Annotated in this window: 25 protein-coding genes and 1 pseudogene; 17 read left to right on the forward strand and 9 right to left on the reverse strand. The window is 73.3% G+C overall.

Annotation, left to right across the window (positions count from 1 at the left end):
• Nucleotides 1–2: 2 nt before the first annotated feature.
• Together OHA91_RS34480 and istB are read left to right on the forward strand one after the other, a co-directional pair.
• Nucleotides 3–227, forward strand: a complete 225-nt coding sequence (locus tag OHA91_RS34480; RefSeq protein ID WP_328740661.1) for a hypothetical protein — start codon at nt 3–5, stop codon at nt 225–227.
• Nucleotides 185–823, forward strand: coding sequence for an IS21-like element helper ATPase IstB (gene istB, locus OHA91_RS34485; RefSeq protein ID WP_328741200.1), 639 nt, complete (start codon nt 185–187; stop codon nt 821–823). Before OHA91_RS34480 ends, istB begins: the two co-directional genes overlap by 43 nt.
• Before the next feature lies 1 nt (nt 824).
• On the opposite strand, the gene OHA91_RS34490 is transcribed toward istB, so the two are convergent.
• On the reverse strand, nt 825–1292 hold the full coding sequence (locus OHA91_RS34490) for a hypothetical protein (protein ID WP_328740662.1): 468 nt from the start codon (nt 1290–1292) through the stop codon (nt 825–827).
• A 403-nt stretch (nt 1293–1695) separates the two neighbouring features.
• On the opposite strand from OHA91_RS34490, the gene OHA91_RS34495 reads away from it, so the two are divergent.
• Together OHA91_RS34495 and OHA91_RS34500 are read left to right on the forward strand one after the other, a co-directional pair.
• Nucleotides 1696–2343, forward strand: a complete 648-nt coding sequence (locus OHA91_RS34495; protein ID WP_328740663.1) for a YwqG family protein — start codon at nt 1696–1698, stop codon at nt 2341–2343.
• A gap of 159 nt (nt 2344–2502) precedes the next feature.
• Nucleotides 2503–3462 carry a MerR family transcriptional regulator gene (locus tag OHA91_RS34500; RefSeq protein WP_328740664.1) on the forward strand — a complete coding sequence of 320 codons (960 nt, stop codon included), beginning with the start codon at nt 2503–2505 and terminating at the stop codon, nt 3460–3462.
• A 483-nt stretch (nt 3463–3945) separates the two neighbouring features.
• On the opposite strand, the pseudogene OHA91_RS34505 reads toward OHA91_RS34500, so the two are convergent.
• Nucleotides 3946–4038, reverse strand: a pseudogene (locus tag OHA91_RS34505) (IS21-like element helper ATPase IstB); the annotation flags it as partial.
• A gap of 246 nt (nt 4039–4284) precedes the next feature.
• On the opposite strand from OHA91_RS34505, the gene OHA91_RS34510 reads away from it, so the two are divergent.
• Nucleotides 4285–5202 (forward strand): NADP-dependent oxidoreductase, encoded by a 918-nt coding sequence (locus OHA91_RS34510; protein ID WP_031157286.1) that lies wholly within the window; start codon nt 4285–4287, stop codon nt 5200–5202.
• Between the two features lie 42 nt (nt 5203–5244).
• Here the strand turns inward: OHA91_RS34510 and OHA91_RS34515 are convergent, their stop codons facing one another.
• The 3 genes from OHA91_RS34515 to OHA91_RS34525 form a co-directional block, all read right to left on the reverse strand.
• Nucleotides 5245–8118 carry a poly(A) polymerase gene (locus OHA91_RS34515; protein ID WP_328740665.1) on the reverse strand — a complete coding sequence of 958 codons (2874 nt, stop codon included), beginning with the start codon at nt 8116–8118 and terminating at the stop codon, nt 5245–5247.
• Entirely contained in the window at nt 8105–9889 is a 1785-nt protein-coding gene (locus OHA91_RS34520) for an RNA ligase family protein (protein ID WP_328741202.1), read from the reverse strand. The genes OHA91_RS34515 and OHA91_RS34520 overlap by 14 nt, the downstream gene beginning before the upstream one ends.
• Before the next feature lie 70 nt (nt 9890–9959).
• Nucleotides 9960–10445 (reverse strand): hypothetical protein, encoded by a 486-nt coding sequence (locus tag OHA91_RS34525; RefSeq protein WP_328740666.1) that lies wholly within the window; start codon nt 10443–10445, stop codon nt 9960–9962.
• 267 nt (nt 10446–10712) lie between these two features.
• On the opposite strand from OHA91_RS34525, the gene OHA91_RS34530 reads away from it, so the two are divergent.
• From OHA91_RS34530 to OHA91_RS34540, 3 genes are read left to right on the forward strand one after another with little or no spacing between them, the layout of a single operon-like run.
• Nucleotides 10713–12389 (forward strand): FAD-dependent oxidoreductase, encoded by a 1677-nt coding sequence (locus OHA91_RS34530; protein WP_031157295.1) that lies wholly within the window; start codon nt 10713–10715, stop codon nt 12387–12389.
• Nucleotides 12386–13885 (forward strand): ATP-binding protein, encoded by a 1500-nt coding sequence (locus tag OHA91_RS34535; protein ID WP_031157297.1) that lies wholly within the window; start codon nt 12386–12388, stop codon nt 13883–13885. The genes OHA91_RS34530 and OHA91_RS34535 overlap by 4 nt, the downstream gene beginning before the upstream one ends.
• Nucleotides 13882–14235 carry a UBP-type zinc finger domain-containing protein gene (locus OHA91_RS34540; protein WP_031157299.1) on the forward strand — a complete coding sequence of 118 codons (354 nt, stop codon included), beginning with the start codon at nt 13882–13884 and terminating at the stop codon, nt 14233–14235. The genes OHA91_RS34535 and OHA91_RS34540 overlap by 4 nt, the downstream gene beginning before the upstream one ends.
• A 37-nt stretch (nt 14236–14272) precedes the next feature.
• Here the strand turns inward: OHA91_RS34540 and OHA91_RS34545 are convergent, their stop codons facing one another.
• Nucleotides 14273–15334, reverse strand: a complete 1062-nt coding sequence (locus OHA91_RS34545; RefSeq protein WP_051893745.1) for an AraC family transcriptional regulator — start codon at nt 15332–15334, stop codon at nt 14273–14275.
• 344 nt (nt 15335–15678) lie between these two features.
• On the opposite strand from OHA91_RS34545, the gene OHA91_RS34550 reads away from it, so the two are divergent.
• A complete protein-coding gene (locus OHA91_RS34550; protein WP_078959622.1) occupies nt 15679–16758 on the forward strand; it encodes a DNA polymerase III subunit beta family protein in 1080 nt (359 codons plus the stop codon).
• A gap of 21 nt (nt 16759–16779) precedes the next feature.
• Here OHA91_RS34550 and OHA91_RS34555 read toward each other — a convergent pair whose 3' ends face one another.
• On the reverse strand, nt 16780–17688 hold the full coding sequence (locus OHA91_RS34555) for a GlxA family transcriptional regulator (protein ID WP_051893857.1): 909 nt from the start codon (nt 17686–17688) through the stop codon (nt 16780–16782).
• Nucleotides 17689–17818: 130 nt separating this feature from the next.
• Here OHA91_RS34555 and OHA91_RS34560 point away from each other — a divergent pair, with 130 nt between their 5' ends.
• Nucleotides 17819–18412: an MBL fold metallo-hydrolase gene (locus OHA91_RS34560; RefSeq protein ID WP_031157307.1), complete on the forward strand. Its 594-nt coding sequence runs from the start codon at nt 17819–17821 to the stop codon at nt 18410–18412.
• Nucleotides 18413–18425: 13 nt separating this feature from the next.
• Here OHA91_RS34560 and OHA91_RS34565 read toward each other — a convergent pair whose 3' ends face one another.
• Nucleotides 18426–19667, reverse strand: a complete 1242-nt coding sequence (locus tag OHA91_RS34565) for a DUF418 domain-containing protein (RefSeq protein WP_266505625.1) — start codon at nt 19665–19667, stop codon at nt 18426–18428.
• A gap of 229 nt (nt 19668–19896) precedes the next feature.
• On the opposite strand from OHA91_RS34565, the gene OHA91_RS34570 reads away from it, so the two are divergent.
• The 7 genes from OHA91_RS34570 to OHA91_RS34600 all read left to right on the forward strand — a co-directional run bounded on the left by OHA91_RS34570 (nt 19897) and on the right by OHA91_RS34600 (nt 24578).
• The gene (locus tag OHA91_RS34570) at nt 19897–20925 is read left to right on the forward strand and encodes an NUDIX domain-containing protein (protein WP_051893749.1); all 1029 of its coding nucleotides are present in this window, start codon (nt 19897–19899) and stop codon (nt 20923–20925) included.
• 78 nt (nt 20926–21003) lie between these two features.
• Nucleotides 21004–21552 carry an SRPBCC domain-containing protein gene (locus OHA91_RS34575; RefSeq protein WP_051893752.1) on the forward strand — a complete coding sequence of 183 codons (549 nt, stop codon included), beginning with the start codon at nt 21004–21006 and terminating at the stop codon, nt 21550–21552.
• A gap of 139 nt (nt 21553–21691) precedes the next feature.
• On the forward strand, nt 21692–22426 hold the full coding sequence (locus tag OHA91_RS34580) for an SDR family oxidoreductase (RefSeq protein ID WP_031157315.1): 735 nt from the start codon (nt 21692–21694) through the stop codon (nt 22424–22426).
• Nucleotides 22427–22430: 4 nt separating this feature from the next.
• A complete protein-coding gene (locus OHA91_RS34585; RefSeq protein WP_328740667.1) occupies nt 22431–23078 on the forward strand; it encodes a GNAT family protein in 648 nt (215 codons plus the stop codon).
• Between the two features lie 82 nt (nt 23079–23160).
• Nucleotides 23161–23301, forward strand: a complete 141-nt coding sequence (locus OHA91_RS34590) for a hypothetical protein (protein ID WP_158714892.1) — start codon at nt 23161–23163, stop codon at nt 23299–23301.
• Nucleotides 23298–23774, forward strand: coding sequence for a hypothetical protein (locus OHA91_RS34595; protein ID WP_266505617.1), 477 nt, complete (start codon nt 23298–23300; stop codon nt 23772–23774). Before OHA91_RS34590 ends, OHA91_RS34595 begins: the two co-directional genes overlap by 4 nt.
• Before the next feature lie 78 nt (nt 23775–23852).
• A complete protein-coding gene (locus OHA91_RS34600; protein ID WP_408059249.1) occupies nt 23853–24578 on the forward strand; it encodes a GNAT family N-acetyltransferase in 726 nt (241 codons plus the stop codon).
• 33 nt (nt 24579–24611) lie between these two features.
• Here OHA91_RS34600 and OHA91_RS34605 read toward each other — a convergent pair whose 3' ends face one another.
• Nucleotides 24612–26099: a DEAD/DEAH box helicase gene (locus OHA91_RS34605; protein WP_408059211.1), complete on the reverse strand. Its 1488-nt coding sequence runs from the start codon at nt 26097–26099 to the stop codon at nt 24612–24614.
• Nucleotides 26100–26131 lie beyond the last annotated feature (32 nt).

Genomic DNA, 26131 nt, shown 5'->3' on the forward strand with positions numbered 1-26131 from the left:
CCATGACCACGGCCATCAAGCCCGAGCAGCCCAGCGTGGTGACGGGGCCGAAGGACGGCATGCCGTCCATGCTGGCTTACCTGACCCGGGTGCTGAAGGTGCCCACGATCGGCGCGACCTGGGAAGAGCTCGCTGAGCAGGCCCTCGACCAGAATGGTCCCACGAGGAGTATCTGGCCGCCCTGCTGCAGCGGCAGGTCGCCGACCGCGAATCTAAGGGCACCATGATGCGGATCCGCACCGCCCACTTTCCGCAGGTCAAAACACTGGAGGACTTCAACCTCGACCACCTGCCATCGCTGCGGCGCGACGTCCTTGCCCACCTTGCGACCGGCACGTTCGTCGCGAAGGCCGAGAACGTGATCCTGCTGGGGCCGCCCGGCATCGGGAAGACCCACTTGGCCATCGGCCTCGGGGTCAAGGCCACCCAGGCCGGCTACTCGGTCCTGTTCGACACCGCCAGCAACTGGATCGCCCGCCTCGCAACAGCCCACCAGGCCGGCCGCCTGGAGGCCGCGCTGAAGAAGATCCGCCGCTACAAGTTGATCATTATCGACGAGGTCGGCTACATCCCGTTCGACCAGGACGCGGCGAACCTGTTCTTCCAGCTCATCGCGTCGCGCTACGAGCAGGGCTCTGTGATGGTCACCTCGAATCTCCCCTTCGGTCGGTGGGGAGAGACCTTCTCGGATGACGTTGTGGCCGCCGCGATGATCGACCGCTTGGTCCACCATGCCGAGGTCCTCACGCTGACCGGGGACTCCTACCGCACCCGCCAACGACGCGAACTGCTGAACAAGGAAAACGGCGCTGGACGCCGGTAATTCACAGCGCCCACCAGCAATACAACCGCTGACCGGAGGCCTGAGCGCGCTGAGCCAGTCCAACCAGGCCCTTCAGGACATCCGCCGCGGACTCAACGCTGATCCGAATCTGCCGGAGCTCGTCGGTCTTCGACCACGGCTCAGCAAAGCGAGCAAGATCGTCGTCCCCCGCCGTGACGAGGGCATCGAACAGGATGTCCGACAAGCTGACCACAAAGGGCGGGCCGTCCTCCGGCGATGACAGCAGCTGCCCGGACCGTGGGCGCTCGCTGGCCTCCTCATAGCTGCAGCCCGTCATGATGGCCTCGAGCTGGGCAATCGCGACGACCGGGTCGATGTTCTTGAGGAGGAACACGTCGAACCCTGCTCGACCCGGTCCTCCCGAAGATTGCAGGACCGCGACGGCAGCCTGGTCGTCAGCAGCGGAGAAGTAGTCGCACAGAGTCATGCCGCTGATTCTGGCATCCACCGCTGACAGCCTGCCGAGGTGAGCAGGGCACTCGGCGACCAACAACATGGGGGTCAGTTTTCAGAGACTCGCCTGGGGTCAGATTTCAGGGAGCGTTGACATCCCGGCCTCACCGAGCCCAGTCCAGTCCGAGGGTGGCCAGTATTCTTGTCCATGAGCGGTCTTTGTGATCAGTGGCTGGTGTGGTGGCCTGGGCTGATCAGTTGCCCTGTGGTTGTCCTGGGGTGGCGTGGGTGCGGTGTGTGGGCAGCCTGAGTGGGTGTCTGGTCTGCGGTTTGTCAGGCAGGCAGCTGGGTGATCAGGCAGCTTGGGCAGTTGATCAGATTCAGTGATTGCTGGTACGGGGGGTGCTCCGCGCTACGTGCCCCCCAGGCCTGTCACAGGCGGTCAGTAGCCTCTCGTCATGCAGACAGCGCTGATGATCTACGACGGCTCCGCACCGGCCGATTCCGACGTCCCGCGCACCGGGGGCGTGCCGCTGGCTCCTGCTGGCTTCGCCTGGCCCCTGTGCGGCTGCGGGGGGCCGCTTCAGTTCTTTGCCCATCTCCCCGTCGAGGACTGTGTCCTGTCGGTGTTCCTGTGCCAGAACGACCCCGGGGCGTGTGAGTTCTGGGACGCGAGTTCCAGCGCGAACAGGGTCTACCTGTTTCCCCGGGAGGAACTGCGGCCGGTAGCCGTACCCGAGGCTGGACTGACGCTGCTGCCTGCCACCTCGGCCATCCGCACCCACGTCGTGACGATCGACCCCGAAGAGGCCTGCGACGAAGAAGGGATCGAGCCCGACGCCTACGACCTGGCCCGCTCGGGATGGAAGCGGGAACCCGAAGAGCGATTCGGGGAGCAGCGCGAAGTGCTCGGGTCACTCGGAGGCAGCCCCTCCTACCTTGAGGACGACCGCCTGCCCGTGTGTCCCTCCTGCACCGGCACCATGGAGTTCGCGGCACACCTGGAGGAGGGGAGAACCCGGGAGACCGCGATGAACCTCGGCGGTCAGCTGGGCTACGTCTTCGTCTGCCGCCCTTGTCGCGAGGGAGCCTTCCTCACCGGCTGAGGGCCACCTGCGAGGGGTACTGACGGTGACGCTGTCGCCGGTTCGAGACGCCGCAGAGCGCCCCTGGGGCGGAGGCGGTGCCGGCCGTGTGCGCGGCGCTGCGCCGGAAGTCTCGGCCCTGGTTGAGTCTCCCGTGGGGGGAGACATCAAGCTGTGGGCATGGACAGCGACACGCTCTATTCCATCGGAGAACTATCCCGCCGGACCGGCCTGACGGTGAAGACCATCCGGTTCTATTCCGACAAGGGCATCGTCCCGCCAACCGAACGGAGCCCGGCGGGATACCGGCTCTACGGCCTCGACGCACTCGCACGCCTGGACCTGGCCCGCACACTGCGTGATCTTGGGCTCGACCTGGCGACCGTGCGCAAGGTGCTGGACCGGGAGGCGTCCGTACCGGAAGTCACGGAAGCACACGCCAACGCCTTGGACGTGCAGATCCAGACTCTCCGCCTGCGCCGGGCAGTACTCCGCGCAATCGCCAGACGCGGCCCCACCACCATGGAGATGGACCTCATGCACCGACTCGCCACGCTCTCCCAGGCCGAACGACGCCGTCTGGTATCCGGCTTTGTCGACGTCACCTTCAAAGGCCTTCACGCCAACCCGGAGTTCGTGTCCCTGATGCGAACCTCCATGCCCGAACTCCCCGACGATCCCACGCCCGAACAGGTCGAGGCCTGGGTGGAACTCGCCGGACTCTGCCAGAACGCAGACTTCCGTGTCACGATACGCCGCACAGCTGAGGACCAGGCGGAAGAGCCTTCCCCGCAGGACGTCAGCACCCTGCACGACGCTCTCAACCAAGCGATGCGTGAACGAATCGACGAAGCGGAATCCTCCGGCCTCCTGCCGGCCTCCGCCGAGGGCGCATCCCTTACAGACTCACTGGGCGGCCTCTACGCCCACGCATTCGAGCGTGCCGGCGAAAGCGATCTGCGCCGCTGGCTCCTCGCCCGCCTGCAGACAACCGCCGACCCACACGTGGAGCGCTACTGGCAGCTCCTGGCAATGATCAATGGATGGCCCGCATCACCAACGCTTGCTCCCGTTTACTCCTGGTTCACCACCGTCTTCGCCAAGAGCGATGACGACGATCGCAAACGTCTGATGCGATGAGGACGCGCGAGCTGAAGTTCGGCCTGTACGCAGACGAGCAGGGGCTGGCATGGGTCAAGAAACTCGTTGAGGACGCTGTGGGCTCCCGCAGCGCCCGGATCAGCGGTGAGACCGTCGCACACACTTTTCCCAGGAGTGGGCTGTCAACCGATGACGTGTACGACTTTCTGGCGGAACAGTGGGCCGTGGAACATCCTGCTCAGAGCAGCGACGCACGGGAACTGATCGAGCTGCGCGTCCACTTGGTGTGTTCCCTGCGGACATGGCGGGCGATCCGCAAGACAGTGATCAAGACTTTGTGTCCAGAGGGAATGACCCCCCACACCTGCCGTGTTCCATGGATGGCTGCCTGAAATGGTTCGCGGTGCCCGGTGGCGCACGAGATGGCCGCCGTGTAGATCGCGGCCACACCGATTCCGGACCCGCAGGCCGTATCACCGCGGGGCAGGACCGCAGGCCACCCTCGGCCCGGTCCGCCCGGGACTGCTTCTCATCGGCGGCTTCGACGAGCTCGTTGACCAGCTTGGTCGCCAGGACGTACTTGACCCGATAGCCAGCCGTCGCGGCCTCGGTCCCCCCGCGGCGACCGGCGCCGAGCGCTGGGCCGCCTACCTGGAGCTCGACGGTGTGCTCGGGGAGGTCGCCGAGGGGGCGGACGGGCGGCTCGGGTTCCAGGCGGCCTTTCCCGTGCACCGCTGAGCGGGCGGTCGTGTCCGACCGGCCGGGGCGCCGTGCGCGTGGTGGGATGGGTCGGGGCGGGGTCCACCAGCACACGGAGAGGTCGGGTACATGTCCGAGTCGGGCCGGAGCGGCCAGGAAACCATGCGGGCGATGGCGTACGAGACGTACGGCGGGACGGAGGTGCTCTCCGAGACCCGGCTGCCACGGCCCAAGTTCGGCCCCGGCGAGGTCCTCGTCCGGGTCAAGTGCGCCGCAGTCAACCCCGTCGACTGGAAGATCATGGCGGGCGGCCTCGACCCCCTCATGGACGTGGTCTACCCCGTGGTCCCCGGCTGGGACGTCGCCGGCACGGTCGAGAAGGTCGGCATCGACGTCCCCGAGTACGCCGAGGGCGACGAGGTCATCGCCTACGCCCGCAAGGACTACGTCCACGGCGGGACCTTCGCCGAGTTCGTCACCGTGCCCGTACGCGCGCTCGCGCACAAGCCCGCCTCGCTGAGCTGGGCGGAGGCGGCCGGACTGCCGCTCGCCGGGCTCACCGCCTACCAGCTGCTCACCCGCCTCGGCACCGGCAAGGACGACATCGTCCTCATCCACGGCGCCGCCGGCGGCGTCGGCTCCCTCGGTGTGCAGATCGCCCGCTCGCTCGGCGCCCGCGTCATCGGCACGGCGTCCCCCCGCAACCACGACCGGGTGCGCGAACTCGGCGCCGAGCCCGTCGAATACGGCGACGGGCTGGCCGACCGCGTCCGCGCCCTCGTGCCCGACGGGCCCACCGTCGTCGCGGACTTCGTCGGCGGCGTCGGCGCAGTCACCCGGGAGGTCCTCCACGACGACGGCCGGCACGCGTCCATCGCCGACCCCAGCGTGCTCGGATCCGGCGGCGAATGGATCTGGGTCCGCCCCGTCGGCAGCGACCTGGCCGAACTGGGCCGGCTCGCCGACAGCGGGCAGCTGAAGGTGCCCGTCGCCAAGACCTTCCCGCTGTCCGAGCTGGCGGCCGCCTTCGAGCTCAGCCAGGGCGGCCACACCGCGGGAAAGATCATCATCGAGGTCTGACCCCTGGACCGTCTCCGCGAAGCAGCGCCGCCGGCCTGCGGTTCAGGCGCCCAGGTCCGGCACCTCACCACCCGCCGCCCAGGACACCTCGACCCCCCGCAGGCCGGCCCGCCAGTGGTCGGCCGGCCCGGCCAGCCGCGCCGCGTCCGGCGGCGCGGCACCCAGGCCGATCACGTACCGGGCCAGGCCCGGCCCGGACTCGAAGGGACGGGGCCACGCGTGCGCGCCGGTGACGCCGGCCTCCTCCAGCGCACCGAGGAGCGCCCGCAACCGCCCGCGCATCCGGCCCCGTACCTCCTCGAACTCCGCCTCGGACGTCCGTACGGTCACCACCGCCCAGGCGGCGTGCCGGCGGTGCGGCGGCGGTGCGGCCGCGGCCAGGGCGTCCGCAGCGAGCCCCGACTCCAGCAGCTCCCAGGCCCCGTACAGCTCCTGCACCAGGAGGTCCCGCAGACCCGGTGTCACCTGGGCCGTGCAACTGCGCACCGGCTCCGACGGGGTGAGGACCGTGACCGGATCCGGCCCCGCGGCGGACGCCGCCCACGCGACCGGCTCGCGCCAGTCCCAGGCGGCCCACCGCCCGAAGAACTCCCGCACCAGGGCGTCCGGCGGCAGGGCCCCCGCCTCCCGGACCGTGCGCGCCGCGAGGACCGACCAGGCCAGTCCCGGCAGCCCCCCGAACGGTGCCGAGTCCAGCCCCCTGGCCCGCGCCCACGCCTTCACCCGCCGCGCGAGTCCGGCGAACGCGGCATGCTCCGCACCCACCGCCTCCCGTACGGCGTCGGCGTCGCTCACCGCGCTCAGCGCGACGGAGGCGGCCTCGCCCAGCTCCGCCCGGCGCGCCACCGCCAGCGCCGGATCCAGATCGCCGGTGGGGACCACCACCAGATCGACGGACAGCGCCCCGACACTGAAGCGCAGGCCCGGCACGCGGGCCCCCGTCACCTCGCGCAGCCCGCGGGCCTGCGGCAGCGCGGCCGCAACCCGCTCGCGCACCGAGGCCGCGTCGACCGGTCCCGGCAGCGCCACCACCAGGTCCAGATCGGCCCCCGGCAGGTCGCAGCCCATCCGGCGGGAGCCGGCCACGTGCACCCGCGCACCGGGCAGCGCGGCCCCGACGCGCGCGGCCACCGACTCGGCGTGATCCGCCTCGGCCCCCGACCGACGCTCCGCCGGGTGCCCCGGCAGGTGCCCCGGCAGGGGTTCGGGCAGCGGCTCCGGGGTCCAGCGCACCTCGCCCGTCCCCAGTGCCACCGTCGCCCGGACCCGCATCGGCCCGTCCCCGCGCCGCGAGAGCACGGCGAGCTCCCCGACCCGCGCGGACACCGCCCCGCCGAGACGCGCCGCGAACTCGGCGACCGCCCGCTGCGGGTCGCGGCTGCGCCCCAACGTCAGATGCGGCGTGTACCCCCCGTACGCGCCGGAACGCCCCCGGCATCCGGGGAACCGCTCCGCCAGCGCGCGCCGGAGCTCCTGCCACGGCGCCTCACCGGCCGCCGCCGGATCCAGCCAGACGGTGGCCTCCTCACGGTGCCCGAAGCTGTGCACACCCTCCAGCCGAGCCTCGAACGGAGCGCTGTCCGCGGCCACTTCGGCCAGCAGCGGAACGGCCTCGGCGAAGGAGGACTCCGGCACGAAACCGAAGAGCAGGTTCACGTGCGCGGGCCAGCGCGCGTCCGCCGGGTCGTGGTCCCGGCGCACCTCCCGCACCGCGTCCGGGAGGCGCGGCGGCAGCCACGCCACCGCCGTCCGCACGGTCGCCGGCACGTCGAGCCGCGTCGGCCCGTCGCCGGGCGTCCCGAACTCCACCGTCGCCTCCACCCCGAAGTGGTCCGAGACGAACAGTCCGTCGGGGGCCGGGGAGTCGCCGCGCAGCGCCGCCCGTGTCACCCGGGCCGGGGCGGAGCCCAGCAGGATCCGGTCCAGCCGCCCCGCGCGGCCCGTCAGCGAACCCACCGCGGCCAGCGGATTGGCCACCGGGTCGAAGGTCGGCGTGGCGTCCGCCGCCCCGTGCACCTCGCACCAGGCGTCCCGCATGCCGAGCGCGGGCGCCGGCCCCTCGGCCCCGTGGCGGCCGTCGTTGAAGTCGCCCAGAAGGGCCACACCGGCGTCGACGCCGCCCAGGCCCTCCGCGAGCCGGGCCAGTTCGGCCTCCCGCCGCTCGTGCCCGTTCTCGGTGTGGTCGCTGGTCAGGTGGGTGGCGGCGACGACCAGCGGCCCGGCCGCGGTGTCCACCGTCACGGCGGTGACCGCCTTGTGCGGGCGGAACACGTGCAGGCCCGCCTCCCGTAGCGGCAGCCGGCTCAGCACCAGCAGCCCGCACTCGGCGACGTCCCGGCCGCCGGGATCCGTGCCCAGGGTGTACCCGGCCCGCACCCACGGCGCCGCCAGCAGCATGCCGAGCAGCTCCGGCTCGACCTCCTGGAGCGCGATCACGTCGGCGTCCGCGACGGCCAGATCGTCCAGCAGGAGCGGCCTGCGCCGGGCGGTGGCGATGCGCGGGGCGTCGTAGCGGTCCCACAGGGTGTTCCAGGTCAGCAGCCGCACCGAGGACGGTGCCGCCGCAGTGTCCACAGGGCCGGCCTGGGCGGGACGCCACGCGCCGCCGCCCGCCGGATCCCACGCGTACGGGGTCCGCGCCGTGAAGAAGGGCGCCCGCAGCAAGCGCGGATCACGGACCCGGCCCGCCGCGGTCACGTCGATCAGGTCCACGCCGGTGGCCCGGTCCCACACCAGCTCGCCGTCCGCCTCGACGAACAGCACCCGGTGCCAGGGGATGTCCCCGCCGGGCACGAAGGAGGGCAGCGGGACCCGCTTCGGCGGCGCTCCGCGCTGGAGCAGGCCGAGCACGAACCGCGCCGGATCGAACCGGGGGTCCCAGCGGACCTGGTGGTAGAGCTGCTCACTGGTGCGCATCGCGACCTCCGCCCGCCGTGACCGGGCCGGCCGCGAGGGTGCCCGCCGTGTCCTCCACGTCCCCGCCCGCGCCGACGTACCACGTACGGTGCGCCCGGCCCGCGCACGGCGGGCTGAACCGGCGCAGCTGCGCGGCCAGCACCTGCGGCGGCACCGGATGCGGGCGCACACCGTTGCGGCGCTCCAGTTCCGCCTTCTCGACCAGCACCACGGCATGGGTGACCAGCGCGTCGCGGCGGCGCGCCACCGCACCGGCCAGCCCGCGCTGCTGTCCGGTGAGCGAGGTGGCGTCCCACACCACCGTGCCGCCGCGGGCCAGGGCGGCGTCGAGCCGGTCCAGGCCTTCGCGGAGCACCTCCTGGTTGGCCCGCTGGTCCGTACGCGAACCCCGTGCGGTGCGCAGGTCGTCGAGGGAGACGTACGCGTCCACGCCGGGCAGGCCGCGGCCGAAGGTGCTCTTCCCGCTGCCCGAGGGACCGCACAGCTGCACCAGTCGGGGAAACGATCCGTCGCGCCACTGCCACGTCGCCGCCACGGCCTCCTCCACCGAGGATCCGGAGATCCTGCCGTCCGCGAACGCGCGCCGGGCCTCCGCCCAGCAGCGGTCGGCCGCGGCCGCGTCCAGCCCGGCGAGTGGCTCCCGCAGCGCGGCGCGCAGGGACTCCAGCGGATCCGGGCCGCCGAGCAGGCCCGCCTCCTCGGCCCACAGCGCGGACCACGCCACGTACTCACGCGCCTCGGGCCCGTCGGCCAGTGTCCCGGCGAGCGCGTGCAGCACCCCGAGATCGGCCGCCGCGGCCATCCGTACGAGCCCGGCCCGCCGGTCCGCGTCGGGGAACGGCCGCTGGAGGTACGGGTACAGCCCGAGCAGGTCGCCCACCCGCCGGGCGAGTCCCATCCCGGCAGGTCCCGCGGCGAGCCGTGCGGCGACCCGGGCCCGCGGTTCGCGGCGCAGCGCGGCGGCGAGCACCCCGGCCAGCCGGTCCTCGCCGGTCCGCCCCGAGGCGTCGATCCGGGCGGCGGCCTCGGAGACCTCGGCGACCGTGCCCGCGATCGGGACCGCGTCCGTGTCTTCGCCCCGGTCCGTGCCGACGGCGGCCGACAGGGCCGCGACATCGGGCTCGGCGCCCGAGCGCACCGCCCACAACGGGGCCGCCCGACCGAGCCCGTTGGGCACGACCTCCGCGTACATCCAGTGGGTGTCGGTCTGCACGTGGCCGCCCCGCACCCACTTGGCCACGCAACTCCCGAAGTCCGCACGGGTGAAGGCGGCGGCCGTGCGCACGACGTAGCCCTCCTGACGGGCGGTGTCGAGCCTCAGCCTGCGCAGCGCGCGCTCGTCGAAGGTGCCGCGCCACAGCACGCGCGGGGTGGGCACGCCCAGGCCGCGCAGGAACCCTACGGTCCGGTCCCAGTCGAGACAGTGCTCCCCGTCCCAGACCGAGAACCCGTAGAACCAGCTGTCCAGGTCCTCGTAGGGGATCGAGTGCCGGGCGTAGAGGTTCTCCCCGCACACCCGCCATCCGGCCGGGATGCCGGGGCCGATCCGGCCCTGGAGGCCCTTGACCCAGGCCCGTGAGGGGTGGTGTCCGGAGTCGAGCGAGCGGGCGTGCAGCCCGTCCGCGTACAGGGTGGTGTTCTCCCCGTCGAGCTTCTCGGTGACCACGACCTCCCGCCCGGTCAGCCCCGCCGACCCGACGGCCCGGACGTCGTCCGCCGAAGCCCCGGGCGACCAGGGCAGATGAGGCGTACGGGGATAGTGGGTGCGCATGGTCCGCTCCGGCTCGACGACGTGGTTCGCCGTCACTGTAGGTATCGGGGAGCGGGTGGATCCACCCAATTCAGCGGCAGAGGGCCACGATGGCCGGTGACACCGTGCCCTTGGCCGCCTCGCACAGGGGAGCCATGTCGTACGAACGGCCCGGGGCGGGGCGGGACTTCGCCGGCGCCGCCGGCTGTCGGCGGGCCTTCGCCCGGGGCGCGGGCTTCGCCGGCTTCCCCGGCTTCGCGGTCCTGGGGGGCTCGGCCCTGCGCGGCGGACGCACCGGCCGGGCCGGCTGCTCGGCGGCGGCGGCCGGCCGCTGCGGCGCCGACGCCGGTACGGACACGGGTTCGTCCGGCTCCGGCGCGGGTTCCGCGGCCCCTGCGGACGGCAGCAGGACCAACGGCCCGGCCGCGACCATGGATTCACGCTGCAGCCCGCGGTTTCCGGCGGGCGCCGGCTGCGGCGGGTCCGGCGCGGGGACGGGAGCGGGATGCACCGTCACGCATCCGGAGGCCATGACGAGCGCGGCGAGTGTCAGGGGCAGGGCCCGGCGCAGCTGCATCCGACCACCCTGCCGCACCCGCGCCGCGGGGGCCGCGCCGATCACACGGTCGGGTGACGGCGGCCCTCCCACCCGAAACCCTTCGGCGACCGCACCGGCGGCACCGGTCACGCCCGCTCGGCGTGCACCGGGCGCGCACGCTGCGTGACGGCCCGGAGCGGATCCGGAGCTGCGCCGGAGCGGATCCGGGCGATCGAACATACGATGGGCGGGAACCGGCGCGGGCGGCTCGCCGCGCCGCCGGACCGGGCCGCCCCTGGGAGACGCATGACACAGGCCGCCGAACCGGCGCGGACCGTCATCCTGACCGTGGACGACGATCCCGGGGTCTCCCGTGCCGTCGCCCGCGACCTGCGGCGCCACTACGGCGCCGGGTACCGGATCGTGCGCGCCGAGTCCGGCGAGTCCGCGCTGGAGGCACTGCACGAGCTGAAACTGCGCGGCGACCTGGTGGCGGTGATCCTCGCCGACTACCGCATGCCGCAGATGAACGGCATCGAGTTCCTCGAGCAGGCCGTGAACGTGTACCCGGGCGCCCGGCGCGTGCTGCTGACCGCCTACGCGGACACCAACGCGGCGATCGACGCGATCAACGTCGTCGACCTCGACCACTACCTGCTCAAGCCCTGGGACCCGCCCGAGGAGAAGCTCTACCCGGTAGTCGACGACCTGCTCGCCGCCTGGCGCTCCAGCGACTACCGCCCCGTCCCTGCCACCAAGGTCGTCGGGCACCGCTGGTCGGCCCGCTCCTCGCAGGTGCGGGAGTTCCTGGCCCGCAACCAGGTGCCGTACCGCTGGTACTCCTCCGACGAGCCCGAGGGGAGGCGGCTGCTGGAGGCGGCCGGGGCCGACGGACAGCGGCTGCCCCTGGTCGTCACCCCGGAGTGCACCGTGCTGATCGAGCCCGAGGCGGCCGACCTGGCCGCCCACGTGGGGCTCGCGACGACACCGGCCGCCGACTTCTACGACCTCGTCGTGATCGGCGGCGGCCCGGCCGGGCTCGGCGCGGCCGTGTACGGGGCCTCCGAAGGACTGCGGACCGTACTGGTCGAGCGGTCGGCGACCGGCGGGCAGGCCGGGCAGAGCTCCCGCATCGAGAACTACCTCGGCTTCCCCGACGGCGTGTCGGGTGCCCAGCTCACCGAACGCGCCCGCCGCCAGGCCGGCAGGTTCGGCGCCGAGATCCTCACCGCGCGCGAGGTCACCGGACTCGAGGTCAACGGCCCCGCGCGCGTCGTCCGCTTCTCCGACGGCTCCTCCGTCGCCGCCCACAGCGTCATCCTGGCCACCGGAGTGTCCTACCGGCAGCTCCGGGCGCCCGGCTGCGACGACCTGACCGGCCGCGGGGTGTACTACGGCTCCTCGCTGACCGAGGCCGCCTCCTGCCAGGGCCACGACGTGTACATCGTGGGCGGCGCCAACTCCGCCGGCCAGGCGGCCATGTACCTGTCGCGGGGCGCGAAGTCGGTGACGCTGCTGGTGCGCGGGCAGTCCCTGACGGCGTCGATGTCGTACTACCTGGTCCAGCAGATCGAGGAGGCGCCGAACATCTCGGTGCGGACCCGGACCGTCGTCGAGGCCGCGCACGGCGAGGAGCACCTGGAGCGGCTGGCCCTGCGCGACGTCGACAGCGGGGCGACGGAACTCGTCGACGCGCAGTGGATGTTCGTCTTCATCGGCGCGGCCCCGCTGACCGACTGGCTGGACGGCACGGTGCTGCGCGACGACCGCGGGTTCATCCTGGCCGGCCCCGACCTCACGCCGGACGGGCGGCCGCCCGCCGAGTGGGCGCTGGACCGGCCGCCCTACCACCTGGAGACCAACGTTCCCGGCGTGTTCGTCGCGGGCGACGCGCGGGCCCAGTCCGCGAAACGCGTCGCCTCCGCGGTCGGAGAAGGAGCCATGGCCGTGATGCTCGTCCACCGCTACCTGGAGCAGTCATGAGCGGGCAGTTCGTGCACTGCGACCCGCAGGAGATCGCCTCGCTGTTCCTGTTCGAGAAGCTCACCCCGCAGCAGCTCGGGCAACTGTGCGCCGAGGGCGGGGTGGAGCGCTTCGACACCGGTCCCGTGTACGCCGAGGGCGACCCGGCCTCCTGCTTCTACGTGATGATCGAGGGCACCGTCGTACTGTCCCGCCGGGTCGGCGGCGACGACGTCGAAGTGAGCCGGACCTCGCAGCGCGGCGTGTACGCGGGGGCCATGCAGGCCTACCTCGGCGACCGGGTGCCCCAGACGTACACCAACTCGATGCGGGTGACCGAGCCGACCCGTTTCTTCGTGCTGCCCGCGCAGGCGTTCTCGGACTTCATGCAGGAGTGGTTCCCGATGGCCGCGCACCTGCTGGAGGGGCTGTTCTTCGGCGCGAAGAACACCCAGCGGGCCATCGGGCAGCGGGAACGGCTGCTGGCCCTCGGATCGCTGTCCGCCGGTCTCACCCACGAGCTCAACAACCCGGCTGCGGCGGCCGTCCGGGCCACCGCGACCCTGCGCGAACGCGTCGGCAAGATGCGCCACAAGCTCGCCGTCATCGCCCAGGGCCACTATTCCCGCGAGGCGATCGCCGACCTCATCGAGGTCCAGGAGCGCACGGTGGAACGCGTCGCGAAGGCGACGGCGCTCAGCCCGCTGGAGGCCTCCGACCGGGAGGACGAGCTCGCCGACTGGCTCGACGACCACGGCATCGCGGAGGGATGGCGGATCGCACCGACCTTCGTCCAGGCCGGGCTGGACGTGGACTGGCTGGAGCAGGTCGCGGCGGCCGTGGACGACGACATCCTCCCCGGAGCCATCGGCTGGCTCAACTACTCGGTCGAGACCGAGCTGCTGATGGACGAGATCGACGACTCCACCACCCGCATCTCCCACCTCGTCGACGCCGCCAAGCAGTACTCGCAGCTCGACCGGGCACCGACCCGGGTCGTCGACGTCCACGAACTCCTCGACAGCACCCTGCTGATGCTGTCCGGCAAGATCGGCCCCCGGGTGCAGGTGGTCAAGGACTACGACCGCTCCCTGCCGGACGTACCCGCCTACCCGGCGGAGCTCAACCAGGTGTGGACCAACCTCATCGACAACGCCGTCTTCGCCATCGGCAGCACCGGAGGCGACGGTACCCTGACGGTCCGCACGGCACGCGAGGGGGACCGGCTGCTGGTGGAGTTCCGCGACACCGGGCCCGGCATCCCGGCCGACATCCGCGGCCGCATCTTCGACCCCTTCTTCACCACCAAACCGGTCGGCGAGGGCACCGGCCTCGGCCTGGACATCTCCTGGCGCATCGTCGTCAACAAGCACCACGGCAGCCTCCAGGTCGAATCCGCCCCCGGTGACACCCGCTTCCAGGTACTGCTGCCGCTGACCGCACCGGAACCCGAACCCGAGAACGCCCCCGGAACCGGAACCGCGCCCGCAACCGAGACCGCCGAGGAGCCCGCATGACCGACATCAAGGGGATCGAACCGACCGTCCCGCCGACCGGCACCGGCTGCACCGACTGCGACGCGGTGGGCGGCTGGTGGTTCCACCTGCGGCGCTGCGCCCAGTGCGGCCACGTCGGCTGCTGCGACTCGTCGCCCGCCCAACACGCCACCGCCCACTGGAAGGCCACCGGACACCCGCTGGTGCAGAGCTTCGAGCCGGGCGAGGGGTGGTTCTGGGACTACGACGCCAACGAGATGTACGAGTCCGGGCCCCGGCTGGCCCCGCCGGGCGAGCACCCCGCGGACCAGCCTGTCCCCGGACCGGCCGACCGGGTGCCGGAGGACTGGACGCGCCGCCTGCACCGCTGACCTGCCGGAGCGCGGGCACGGGTGGCTGCGCGGCGGGCTACCGGGCGGGCTCCAGGGCCTGGCCGTGCGGGTGGCCGGCGCGGCGCAGGGCGGCGGGCGTGGTGCCGTACCAGCGCTGGACGGCCCGGCGCAGGGCGCGGGCGTCGGCGTAGCCGCTGCGGGCGGCGATCGCGTCGATGCTCAGCCCGGTGGTGTGGAGCAGCCGTGAGACGTGGTCCCGGCGTACGGCCTCGGCCTCGGCGCTCCAGGTGGTGCCGTGCTCGTCGAGGCGGCGCTGGAGGGTCCGCGGGCTGACGGCCATGCGCCGAGCGACGGTGGACAGGGCCGGGGCTGCTTCGTCCTGTACGGAGGCGAGCGCGCCGCGGAAGAGGTCCAGCCAGTCGCGCAGCGGGACGGCCGTGGCGAGCGTCTGGTCGGCGTGCCTTCGGAGCACGGCCGACAGCCCCGGCTGGGCGTGCGGTGTCGGGGCGGTCAGGTCGGCGGTGCGGAAGGTGATCGAGCTGACCGGGGCGCCGAACTCGATGGCGCGGGTCCCGTAGAGCTCGATCAGTGCGTCGTGCCGGCGGGGCGCCTCGGCGGCCAGGGCCACGTGGAGGGGGACGAGCGGCCGCTGCGCGGCCTCGCGCAGGCGGCGCAGGTACAGGCCGAGGGCGCAGGCGCGGACGGCGCAGGCCGCCTCGTGGGCCAGATCGGCCCTGTTGAGGTGGCTGAGGGTGACGCGGTTGCCGTCCTCGGCGATCCGGAGGTCGTCCGTGCTGGTGTCGACGACGGTGGCGAGGTAGCCGGCGGCGTCCCGGATCCCTTCGAGCGGAGTGGGCGCGGAGGTGATCAGGTAGTCCCAGACCCCGAGGCTCCCGATGGCCGACTGCTGTGCCAGCAGCAGGGACACCTCGGTCCAGGGGGCGTGGACGGTGGCCAGTTCCGCGATGCGGATGCTGGTGACGGCGGGGGGCCGGCACAAGTCGTCGTTGAGGTGCTCGGGCGCCATGCCCAGCAGGTGCGCGTACCCGGTCGGGGGTATCCCGAGCAGACGTGCGGCATTGACGTTCAGGCGGGTGAGGGCGGAGGACGTCGTCCCCGGGTGCGCGTGCGAGACCACAGGTGGTGAGCATAGACGAGCACGAAATGCCAGCTCATTGCCGTGATTTGGGTCCTGATGTCCCCAATTCGGCGTGGCGGGTCCCTCCTTGGCGCGTTCGGTCCCCTTGCTGACGTCCGCTGCCATGGGTCGATCAGGCCTCCCCGGCCTAGCGTTGTGATCGTTCTCGCGGGTGCCCCGGCACCCGGAGACGAGTACGGGAGCGCCCGTCCGGATCGGAGTCCCCCCACGGGGGTGGGGGGCTCGGACCCATGACGCGCAGTCGCCTCCCGTCCCTCGCTGCGGACCCGCTGTTTGACCCTCGACCTGGTGGAGGGCGCAGAGTTCCGGGTGTGGAGAACGACATGCGCAGCATCGGTGAAATGGCCAGGGACAGCGGCCTGAGCGTGAGCGCGCTCCGGTTCTACGACGGTGCCGGCGTGCTGGTTCCGGCCCGGGTGGATCCGGTCACCGGCTACCGTTGGTACGGACCCGAACAGCTCGACGAGTCCCGGGTGCTGGCCCGGCTGCGCCGTGCGGGCATGCCGTTGGCGGACATCCGGCTGGTGCTGGCGGGTCTGTCCGGTGCGGACACCGACCTGGTGCGGGGGCTCCTCCAGGCGCACCTGCGCCGCCTGGAGCAGGGGCTGAACGATGCCCGCGGCGAGTTCTCCACGGTCCGAGCGCTACTCGAACGCAGGGAGAACCCCATGACTTCGCTCCGCACCGCCACCGTCCGGCTCACCCTCCGCGCACCGGAGCTGGCCGAAGCCCTGGACTCGGTGCGCTTCGCCGCCGGCGCCGACCCGGAGTTGCCGATGCTCGGGGGCGTCCTGTTCGACGTCGACGGCGGCACGCTCCGGCTCGCGGCAACCGACCGCTACCGGATGGCCGTCGCCCGGGCCGGGGCCGCCGGGTACGACGGACCGCGTGTGCAGGCGGTCGTGCCCTCCCGGCTGACGGACGCCATGCGGGCCCTGCTGAGTGAGGACGCGTCCGTCCTGCTGACCCTGGACGGCGGCCGCGTGGCCCTGCGGGCGGGGGACCACGAGGCGGGCGGCCAGTGCCTCGACCAGGAATTCCCCGACTACCGCCGCCTCGTACGCCTGCCCGCGGGGCGCCGGGCCCTCGTCGACGTCGCGGCCCTCCGCCACGCGGTGGAGACCGGCCCCGTCCGGGAGAGCGAGATGCACGGGCCGGACGGCCCGCTCTTCGACCTCAGCGTGCTCCAGGTGGCCGACGGCGCGGTGACCGTCTGCGAGGACGGCCACGGCGCCCCGGACCGTGTCGCCGTCAACCGCGCCTTCCTGCTGCAGGCCCTCGCGGCCGGGGCCCGGGACGAGCTGATCGTCGAGGCCGGCGCCCCCACGGCGCCGCTGGCCGTCCGGCGGACCGACACCGAGGAGACGTTCTCGATCCTGATGCCCGTCCGCCTGGACGACTGACGTGGGTGCCCGCCCTGTTCGCTACGGCGTGTTGGTGAAGGAGCGGCGGTAGGAGCGGGGCGGCACTCCCCGGCGGCGCACGAACTGTTCCCGCAGGATGGCCGCGCTCGCGTATCCGACGCGGTGGGCGATCTCCTCGACGGGCAGGTCCGTGGTCTCCAGGAGCTCCTCGGCGCTGCTCAGACGCAGGTTCCGCAGCCAGGCGTGGGGGGTGGTGCCGGTCGCGGCGGTGAAGCGGCGGGCGAAGGAGCGTTTGCTCATCAAGGCACGCCGGGCCAGTTCCGCGACGGGAAGCGGCTCGTGGAGGTTCGCGCCGGCCCACGCGAGGACCTCGGCGAGACGCTCGTCGCTGCAGTCCTCGGGGACGGGGGCGGCCAGGTACTGTGCCTGCCCGCCGTCGCGGTGGGAGGGCAGCACCACGTCACGGGCAACAGTGTTGGCCACCGCGGCTCCGTACTCCCGCCGCAGCAGGTGCAGGCAGAGGTCGAAGCCCGCGGCGGCTCCGGCGCCCGTGAGGACCGGGCCTTCGTCGATGTAGAGGGCGTCGGGTTCGACGCAGACTTCGGGGTGGCGGCGGGCGAGCAGCTCGGCGAACCGCCAGTGGGTGGTGGCCCGCCGGCCGTCGAGCAGCCCGGCGGCGGCGAGTGCGAAAGCACCGACGCAGTGGGCCGCGACCAGCGAGCCGCGCTCGTGTGCGGCCGACAGCGCATCGAGCACAGCGGGAGCGGGCGGCGTGCGGAAGCCGGCCCACGGCAGGGCGATCACCAGATCGGCTGAGGCGAGCCGGTCCAGGCCGTGCGCGATGGTGAGCGGCACGCCGAGGTCGGTGGGGACCGGCCCGGGCCGGTCGGTGCACAGGGTGAAGTCGAAGCCCGGCAGGTCCTCGCCGCGCGGGCCGAAGACCTCGCTGACGATGCCGACGGCGAGCATGCCGACTCCGGCCGGGGCGTACGCGGCGACGGAGACGAAGGGAGGCACACGCGCAGTGTGGCACTAATCCTGCGATCGGTGGCAGCTGTGCCACTCGTGAACGACCGTCCCGGCCGGAAGGATTGAGGCCATGACAGACGCACCGCTCGGCCGCAGCGCCGTGTACACGATCCTGACCACCGGATACGTCGGTTCCACCGGGCCCGGGGTCGCCGCCACCGTCTCCTACATCTCCGACGCCGGCCGACATGTGATCTTCGACCCGGGCATGGTGGCGAGCCCCGACCGCATCCTTGCCCCGCTCGCGGAGTTGGGGCTCGGACCCGACGACATCACCGACGTGGTGCTCAGCCACCACCACCCGGACAACACCATGAACGTGGGCCTGTTCGGGCGGGCCCGGGTGCACGATCACAAGGTGGAGTACCTCGGCGACCAGTGGAGGAACCGGGACGCCGAGGGCTACGAACTCACCCCGTCACTGCGTCTGATCCGTACCCCGGGCCACAGCACCGAGGACATCTCCCTGCTGGCGGGCACGGACGCGGGCGTGGTCGCCTTCGCCGGTGACCTGTGGTGGCATGCGGACGGCCCGGCGGACGACCCGGTGGCCCCCGACCGTGAGGTGTTGCGCGCCTCCCGGCTCCGGGTGCTGGCAGCCGCGGACCTGATCGTGCCCGGCCACGGCGGCCCGTTCCGGGCCGACGACACCACGCCACGCTAGGCCCTGTGACTCCCTAGGCTCGGCCGCCCACCCGGGTGGCCAGCCGCAGGGCGTGCTCCACCGGGCCGCGGCGCAGTGGGCTGTCGGCCCAGATCCGCTGCCAGACCCAGGTCAGGGCCAGGGCCGCGCCGCTGAAGGCGACCCACGCGGACCAGGACGCGGCGCCGTGGGCCGGGCCGGCCAGGACCAGCGCGTGGGCGACGTACGCGCTCAGTGCCATCGCCCCCAGCATCGTGAGCGGCCGCAGCAGGCGGGCGCCCACCGCGTGCCGCGCGGCCAGTGCGCACAGGCCGATGAGGGCGCACCCGACCCCCGCGTTGCCGAGGGTCTCCAGCGGGGTCTGGCTGTAGGGGTCGGCCAGCAGCAGCCAGTCCCAGGAGGTGCTCGGCACGGCGCCGAACTGGCCGCTCAGCACCTCCCGGACGGGGTCGGCGGCGGCCATGGCCTCCGGATGGTGGACCGCTATCGCCTCCAGCAGCCGCTGCCGGGTGCCGAACACATGGGTGGCCAGCCAGGCGGTGCCGTACCCGGCGACCGCGGCCGCCGTGCCCCACACCGCCATCCGCCGGGCCGTCACCCGCTCCCGCACGTCGCACAGCCGGGCGAGGGCCATTCCGGCCAGGACGTACGGGAAATAGGTGGCCAGCGGATACGCCCCGGTCAGCAGCAGCTCGCACACCGCCGCGCCCAGCCCCGGCCAGCTGGTCAGGTCCGCGGCCTCGGGGACCAGGCCGCGCCCGGAGGACCCGTACCCGAACAGCGGGCCCAGCAGGAACGACAGCAGCGGCCCCACCACCACCGACGCGCCCGCGACGGCGGTGAGCACCGGGGTGGAGAGCCGGGTGAAGGGTTCGGCCGCCAGGAAGTACACGGCGAAGAAGGCGAGGATGACCAGGATCCCGGGCCACAACGAGGCCAGGTACAGGCCGAGTACGGCCAGGACGGCGCAGCGGATCAGCAGCGGACGCCACCGCGACGCCCAGCCCTCGGGGCGCCGCGCCGGGTCCGTGGCGCGCTGCGCGAGGACCAGGGAGAACCCGGCGAGGAGGGTGAAGAGGGCCGGGGCGCGCCCGTCGGCCGCGACGAGCAGGTACCCGGCGCCCTCGGGCTGCGGGCTGGGACCCACGTGCACGGCGAACATGCCGAGGACGGCTATGCCGCGCACGGCGTCGACCCCGGCCAGCCGGCCGGGGCCGCCGCCCCGCCCGTCCGCCCCCGCTCCGTTTCCGGCACCCGTCCCGGCCCCTGTTCCCACCGCTGTCCCCGCCACTGCCGTTCCGCTCCGCCCCGAAGTTGGTCGGACCGGCGGTGTTCATGCCGCCAGCCCGCTCCCGCACCGTACCAACGAAGACATAACCAGGTAATAAGGAGGTATAGCGGTGGCAAAGCGGGTCTGCCGGTTCCGGCTCCACGGCCCGCCGTAACCCGGGGGCCGTGCCCGCTGTTGCACAGGCGGCGGGTCCACCCAGGTGAACGGAGTCCCGATGCCGCAGCTGACCGACCACGGCGCGACCGACGACCGTGAGTGCGCCCCGGGGACCTGGATGACCCCCGAGGAGTACGGAGCCTCGCGCGCCGCCGTCTGGACCGCGGCCGTCGTCCTCGTCACCGACACCGACGGCCGGATCCTCGTCCAGAGCGTCGACTACCGCGCCGACCGGCTCCTGCCCGGCGGGGCGATCGACGCGGGCGAGGCTCCCTCCGCGGCGGCCGCCCGCGAGCTGCGCGAGGAGCTCGGCGTCGACGGCCGCTACCCGCGCGGCCTGGCCGTCGACTGGATCCCGGCCGACACCCCCGGCTTCCCGCCCGAGATGCGCTTCCCCGGCGAGATCCTGCACGTCTACGACGGCGGGACCTGGACACCGGACCGGATCGACGCCGTCCGCCTCCCGGCGCAGGAGATCACCGGCATCCACTTCGCCGAGCCGGCCGACCTGCCCGCCCTGATGGACCCCGGCGACGCCCGCCGCGCCCTGTCCGCCCTGCGCGCCCGCATCAACGGCTGCGGCGCCGCCCTGCTGGAGGACGGCCGGCCCACCGCACCGACCGCCCTCGACCGGCTCGGCGTGCTCCGCACCCCCCGGATCCCGCAGCGCGGGGCCTGGCACTGCGGCCCGGTCCCCGCGCAGGTGCCCGTACGGGACGTCTCCGCCTGGCTGTTCGCCCCCGACGGCCGGGTCCTGCTCCTCATCGCCCGGGCCACCGGCGCCGCCCACCTCCCGACCCCTGCCGCCGCCGCGGCCGCCGGGTGCTCCGTCCCCCTCGGCTACCGGTACGGCACGGAGGGCGCCCACGCCCGCGTCGCGGCCCGCCTCACCGGGCTCCCGCCGGCCGCGGACCCGGCGTACGCCCGGCTGCTGGCCACCCCCGAGCAGGTCCGCGAACTCAGCGACTGGGGCCGGGCCGGCGAGGACGAGGTCGCCGCGGTCCACGCGGCCCGCGCCCGGCTGGGCCTGCCGGCCCCCGCCCGCACCCCGCTCGCGGAGCTCCCGGAGGAGGGCGTGCGCTGGTGACCCGGCGGCGAGGCCGCCCGCCACCGCCGTGATCGGGAAATCCCTCGTCCGCGGTCCGCGGTCCCGCAGCATGGGGCCATGAGCGACAGTGCGATCACCTACACCCTCTACATCCAGGCCGACCCGTCCCGGGTCTGGCAGGCCCTCACCGACCCCGCCCTCACCCGCCGGTACTGGGGCCTGAGCTTCGAGACCGACTGGTCGGTGGGCTCGGCGATGGACTGGGTCGAGCGGGGCACCCGCACCAGTGACCCCGGCCAGCTGGTCCTCGGCTGCGTCCCGGACCGCCTGCTGTCCTACACCTGGCACACCTTCAGCCCGCAGTGGGCGGCCGCGGTCGGGATCGACGAGGAGCTGCGGTCCGAGCTGGCGCAGGAGCCCCGCACGAAGGTGACGTACGAGATCGAGCCGGTCGGCGACACCCTCGCCCGGCTGACGATCCGGCACGAGGGTTTCGTGCCGGGCGGCACCCTGATCGGCATGTGCGGGCGGGCCTGGCCGATGCTGGCGTCGAGCCTCAAGACCCTGCTGGAGACCGGGGCGCCGCTTCCCGAGCCGCAGCACGAGACGAGCCAGGGGGCCGGCGGATACGAGGCACACGAGAGCCGCGGGACCCGCGAGGGCTGATCAGGGGGCACTGAGATCCGGCGGGCGCCGCGGGCGGCCGCCCGGAGCCCGGCCCTCCGCACTCCTCGCCCGCCCCATCCGAACTGCCGCGCACCGCACCTGAGATCATGTGTACGGACCACGAACCAGGAGCGCAGACATGGCACTCGAACACCATCGCGTCGTCATCACCGCCGCCGGCCGCGACTTCGGGCGTACCCTCGCCCTCCGGTTCGCGAGCCGGGGGGCCGAGGTCCACCTCTCCGCCCGGACCCTCGAAGCCGCCGAACGCGTCCGCGGCGAGATCCGGTCGCAGGGCCACGCCGCCGACCGCGTCCACGCCTACGCCTGCGACCTCACCGACCCCGCCTCCGTACGGGAGTTCGCCGCCGCGGTGGCCGCGCGCACGGACCACGTCGACGTACTCGTCAACAACGGCTCCCGCTACCAGCACGGCACCGACCTGCTGTCCGCCTCCGACGAGGACGTCGTCGACACCCTCGCCTCCGGAGCCACCGGCACCGTACTGGCCACCAAGGCGTTCCTCCCGCTGCTGCTGAAGTCGGCCAAGCCGGACATCGTCACCATGGTGTCCGGCTGCGGCGAGACCGGCCACCACCGCTCCGACGCCCACGACGCCTTCTACGCCGCCAAGAGCGCCCAGGCCGGTTTCACCGAGATCCTCTCCCGCAGGCTGCGCGACCGTGGCGTCCGCGTGATCTCGCTCTACCCGCCGGACTTCGACAACCACGACCCGCTGTCGCACGCGTGGGAGGGCGCCCCGCGCACCGCGAAGGACCCCCTCACCGCGCAGTCGCTGGTCGACTGCGTCTTCTTCGCGATAGGCCAGCCCCGCGACTGCTTCATCAAGTCCTTCCACTTCGAGCAGGTCTGACGGCATGGGCCGCACCCTGAGCGAGATCCTGGACGCGGCGGCCGAAGGGCTCTTCCCGCCCCCCGACGGCGGCATGACCGTGGTGCCGCAGGAACACCACCGCGACGCGGGCGTCATCGCCTTCACCGCGCACTCCGTCGTGTTCACCGACGAGGACCCGGACTGGGTGCTCGCCACCCTCGCCTTCCTGGACTGCGACCCGCTGGCCGCCACCATGAACCCGCACTTCCTGGCCGCGCTCCTTGACCGCACCGGGCGCCGGACCGACACCATCGACCTGCTCACCGTCGCCGGCCCGCTGCCCGGCGGGCCCGCGTTGGAGCTCCGCGAGACGACCGATCCCGATCACCCGCGCGTACGCCGGGCCCTGCGCCGCCGTCACGACGTACGGGTCTGGTCGGCCGACGGGGGAGTCCTCGTCCTCGGCCGCGGCCTCGCGGGCCGCTGGGAGGCGGCGATCGAGGTGGACGAGGACGTCCGGCACCGCGGGCTCGGCAGGCAACTGGCGCTCGCCGCCCGCCACCTCGTCCCCGACGGCCGGCCGGTCTGGTCCCAGCAGGCCACCGGCAACGCGCGCAGCATCCGCGCCTTCCAGGCGGCCGGATACCGGCCGGTCGGCGCGGAGGCCCTGATGTGGCCGCCCGGACCCTGAGAACGCCCCCGGGACGCCCCTTGAACGCCTCGACGGCACCCTGACCACCGGCCCGCCGCGGTGATCGTGTGGAATGGGTGCCATGCGGAAGGGCAAGAAGCAGCGGCGACCCGCCATGGGCATGCCGCCGGAGGTGCTGGTCATACCGGTGGGGGCGGGCCGGGCGATGTCCGTCACGGGTGTCGGCCGGACCGGACACGTCCGCGAGGGGGCCGCCCGATGAGCCTTCCCGACGCCGACACGCCCTCCGAGCACTGGCGCTACGCCCGCCACCTGGAGTCGCTGGCCGCGGTGCCGGGCGGGAACGCCGAGGCCGAGGCCGAGGTCGTGACCGCCGTACTGGGCGATCCCGACCGGGTGATGGCCGAGGCCGCGGTGGTCACCCACCTCGACCGCCGGGCGGTGGGCCTGCTCGCCGACGACGGGTTCACGGTCTGGGCGCGGGCCATGTCCGGCGTGCTCGCCGACCGGGCCTTCCCCGAGCGCCGGCTGCGGGAGTGGAGCCTGCTCAAGGCCGTCACCCGGGGCGAGCCCTGGTCCGCCGCCGAGCTGACGGGCGCGTCCGACTGGTGCCAGCGCACCGCGGTCCGGCTGCTCGGCTCCCACGAAGCCCTGGAACTGCTGGCCGCCGACGCCCGCACCCGCCGCGTCCGCAACGCCGCCGCCGAGCGCCTGCGCCGGGGCACGGTCGCCTGAACCCGGGTGACCCGCCGTCGGCCCGCGGCTTAGGCTGCCCGGGTGACCAGCGAACACCTCTCCAGGATCAACGGCTTCATGGCGTCCTTCGCCCGCCGCCAGGCCGCCCGTACCGTCCGGCTGCCCGGCGGGTTCGCCGCCTACGACGACGCCTTCGCCCACTCCCGCGGGAACAACCAGGTCGTCATCGACGGGGCCGTCGACCCCGAGGCGCTGCCCGCCCTCACGGAGGAGGCCCTCGGCCACCTGCCGCACCGCCTGGTCTCCGTCCTCGACGACGAGACCGCCCGGGCGTGCGCCGGACCGCTGGTCCGTGCCGGCTACACCCACTCCGCCTACCTCGTGATGCTCCACACCGGACCGGTGCCGGCCCCCGCGGACGCGCAGGAGGTCGACCTGGACGCACTGCGCGGCCCGCTCACCACCCGCTGGCGCGGCATCCTCCCGGACGTCGACGACGAAGTCGTGCGCCATCTCGTCGACCGGCGCGAGGCCCGCCTGCGCGGCGCCGACGACGTCCGCTTCATCGGCTCCCGCGCCGAGGGAGGGGAGGTGGCCTCCTGGGCCGACCTCTACCTCGACCCGGCCGCCGGCACGGCCCAGATCGAGGACCTCATGACCTCGGAGGCGCATTTCCGGCGCGGCCACGCCGATGCCGTCGTGGCCACCGCCCTGAGTCTGGCCGCGGCCGCGGGCTGCGACGCCCGCTTCCTGACCGCCGACGCGACGGACTGGCCGCGCCACTGGTACGAGCGGCGCGGCTTCCGCGTCATCGGCCACTCGCACGCCTTCGAACGGGGCTGACCGGGTGGGCACCCCCAGGGTGTGGCCAGTCGGTCAGATGCCGCGGCGCACCCTGGCGGCGCGGCGCGCCTCGGCCTGCTGACGGGCCTCCAGCGTCTTGCGGGACTCCTTGCCCTTGCCGGGCCGGCCCGGCCGCGTGCCGATGCCGCGGAAGCCGAGCTCCGTCCCCGACGGCCTGCCCTTGGCATCGGTCGGCGCGGAGCCGGCCAGCGGCACGCCGGAAGGGGCCTTCGCGCCGGTGATCCGGCTGAGCGCCGCCTCACCGGACCGCACCTGCGTGATCGTCGGCCGGATCCGGGCGTCGGACAGCAGCCGCACCATGTCCCGGCGCTGGTTCGGGGTGACGAGCGTGACGACCCGGCCGGACTCGCCGGCGCGGGCGGTCCGGCCGCCTCGGTGCAGGTAGTCCTTGTGGTCGGCCGGCGGGTCGACGTTGACGACGAGGTCGAGGTCGTCGATGTGGATGCCGCGCGCGGCGACGTTCGTCGCGACCAGCACGGTGACCGCCCCGGTCTTGAACTGGGCCAGGGTCCGGGTGCGCTGCGGCTGCGACTTGCCGCTGTGCAGTCCCTCAGCCCGTACGCCCATCGCGCGCAGGTGCTTCACGAACTGGTCGACGCCGTGCTTGGTGTCGAGGAACATCAGCACCCGGTTGTCGCGGGCCGCGATCTCGGTCGCCGCCGAGATCTTGTCGGCCGCGTGGATGTGCAGGACGTGGTGGTCCATCGTCGTCACGGCGCCCGCCTGCGGGTCGACGGACGACGAGACCGGGTCCTTCAGGTACCTGCGCACCAGCTGGTCGACATTGCGGTCCAGGGTCGCCGAGAAGAGCATCTTCTGGCCCGCGTGGTGCACCTGGTCCAGGATCTCCGTGACCTGCGGCATGAACCCCATGTCGCACATCTGGTCGGCCTCGTCGAGCACGGTGATCCGTACCCGCTCCAGGTGGACGTCGCGCCGCCCGACCAGGTCGCTGAGGCGCCCCGGGGTGGCCACGACGACCTCGGCGCCGGTCCGCAGGCCGCTCACCTGCCGGCCGATGGACAGCCCGCCCACCACCGTGGCCATCCGCAGCCGCAGGGCCGCCGCGTACGGCTCCAGCGCCTCGGTCACCTGCTGCGCCAGCTCGCGCGTCGGTACGAGGACCAGCGCCAGCGGCCGCTTCGGGTCGGCCTGCTGTCCCGCCGTGCGCGCCAGCAGGGCCAGGCCGAAGGCCAGCGTCTTGCCGGAGCCGGTCCGCCCGCGCCCGAGGACGTCGCGCCCGGCGAGGGCGTTCGGGAGGGTCGCGGCCTGGATCGGGAACGGCTGCGTCACCGACTGGGAGGCCAGGGTCTCCGCCAGCTCCACGGGCAGGTCGAGCTCCGAGAACGACTCCACCGGCGCGAGCGCCGGCGCCTTCGGCTCGGGCATCGCGAACTCACCCTGCGGCCCGAGGCTCCGGGGGGCCTTGGCGGCGGTCTTGGAACCGGCCTTGGCACCGCCCTTCACACCGAAGCGGCCATGAGCTGACGGGTTCCTCATGCAGGACCTTTCGAAGCAAGGGGAGAAGAAGA

Origin of the sequence: Streptomyces erythrochromogenes, assembly GCF_036170895.1 — a bacterium.
Classification (GTDB): Bacteria; Actinomycetota; Actinomycetes; order Streptomycetales; family Streptomycetaceae; genus Streptomyces; species Streptomyces erythrochromogenes.

What these genes read in the sequence shown, in the direction of transcription:
- OHA91_RS34480 (WP_328740661.1), top strand. Translation starts at nt 3, where the DNA reads ATGACCACGGCCATCAAGCCCGAGCAGCCCAGCGTGGTGACGGGGCCG.
- OHA91_RS34495 (WP_328740663.1), top strand. Translation starts at nt 1,696, where the DNA reads ATGCAGACAGCGCTGATGATCTACGACGGCTCCGCACCGGCCGATTCC.
- OHA91_RS34500 (WP_328740664.1), top strand. Translation starts at nt 2,503, where the DNA reads ATGGACAGCGACACGCTCTATTCCATCGGAGAACTATCCCGCCGGACC.
- OHA91_RS34510 (WP_031157286.1), top strand. Translation starts at nt 4,285, where the DNA reads ATGCGGGCGATGGCGTACGAGACGTACGGCGGGACGGAGGTGCTCTCC.
- OHA91_RS34515 (WP_328740665.1), bottom strand. Translation starts at nt 8,118, where the DNA reads ATGCGCACCAGTGAGCAGCTCTACCACCAGGTCCGCTGGGACCCCCGG.
- OHA91_RS34520 (WP_328741202.1), bottom strand. Translation starts at nt 9,889, where the DNA reads ATGCGCACCCACTATCCCCGTACGCCTCATCTGCCCTGGTCGCCCGGG.
- OHA91_RS34525 (WP_328740666.1), bottom strand. Translation starts at nt 10,445, where the DNA reads ATGCAGCTGCGCCGGGCCCTGCCCCTGACACTCGCCGCGCTCGTCATG.
- OHA91_RS34530 (WP_031157295.1), top strand. Translation starts at nt 10,713, where the DNA reads ATGACACAGGCCGCCGAACCGGCGCGGACCGTCATCCTGACCGTGGAC.
- OHA91_RS34535 (WP_031157297.1), top strand. Translation starts at nt 12,386, where the DNA reads ATGAGCGGGCAGTTCGTGCACTGCGACCCGCAGGAGATCGCCTCGCTG.
- OHA91_RS34540 (WP_031157299.1), top strand. Translation starts at nt 13,882, where the DNA reads ATGACCGACATCAAGGGGATCGAACCGACCGTCCCGCCGACCGGCACC.
- OHA91_RS34550 (WP_078959622.1), top strand. Translation starts at nt 15,679, where the DNA reads ATGCGCAGCATCGGTGAAATGGCCAGGGACAGCGGCCTGAGCGTGAGC.
- OHA91_RS34555 (WP_051893857.1), bottom strand. Translation starts at nt 17,688, where the DNA reads ATGCTCGCCGTCGGCATCGTCAGCGAGGTCTTCGGCCCGCGCGGCGAG.
- OHA91_RS34560 (WP_031157307.1), top strand. Translation starts at nt 17,819, where the DNA reads ATGACAGACGCACCGCTCGGCCGCAGCGCCGTGTACACGATCCTGACC.
- OHA91_RS34570 (WP_051893749.1), top strand. Translation starts at nt 19,897, where the DNA reads ATGCCGCAGCTGACCGACCACGGCGCGACCGACGACCGTGAGTGCGCC.
- OHA91_RS34575 (WP_051893752.1), top strand. Translation starts at nt 21,004, where the DNA reads ATGAGCGACAGTGCGATCACCTACACCCTCTACATCCAGGCCGACCCG.
- OHA91_RS34580 (WP_031157315.1), top strand. Translation starts at nt 21,692, where the DNA reads ATGGCACTCGAACACCATCGCGTCGTCATCACCGCCGCCGGCCGCGAC.
- OHA91_RS34585 (WP_328740667.1), top strand. Translation starts at nt 22,431, where the DNA reads ATGGGCCGCACCCTGAGCGAGATCCTGGACGCGGCGGCCGAAGGGCTC.
- OHA91_RS34590 (WP_158714892.1), top strand. Translation starts at nt 23,161, where the DNA reads ATGCGGAAGGGCAAGAAGCAGCGGCGACCCGCCATGGGCATGCCGCCG.
- OHA91_RS34595 (WP_266505617.1), top strand. Translation starts at nt 23,298, where the DNA reads ATGAGCCTTCCCGACGCCGACACGCCCTCCGAGCACTGGCGCTACGCC.
- OHA91_RS34600 (WP_408059249.1), top strand. Translation starts at nt 23,853, where the DNA reads ATGGCGTCCTTCGCCCGCCGCCAGGCCGCCCGTACCGTCCGGCTGCCC.
- OHA91_RS34605 (WP_408059211.1), bottom strand. Translation starts at nt 26,099, where the DNA reads ATGAGGAACCCGTCAGCTCATGGCCGCTTCGGTGTGAAGGGCGGTGCC.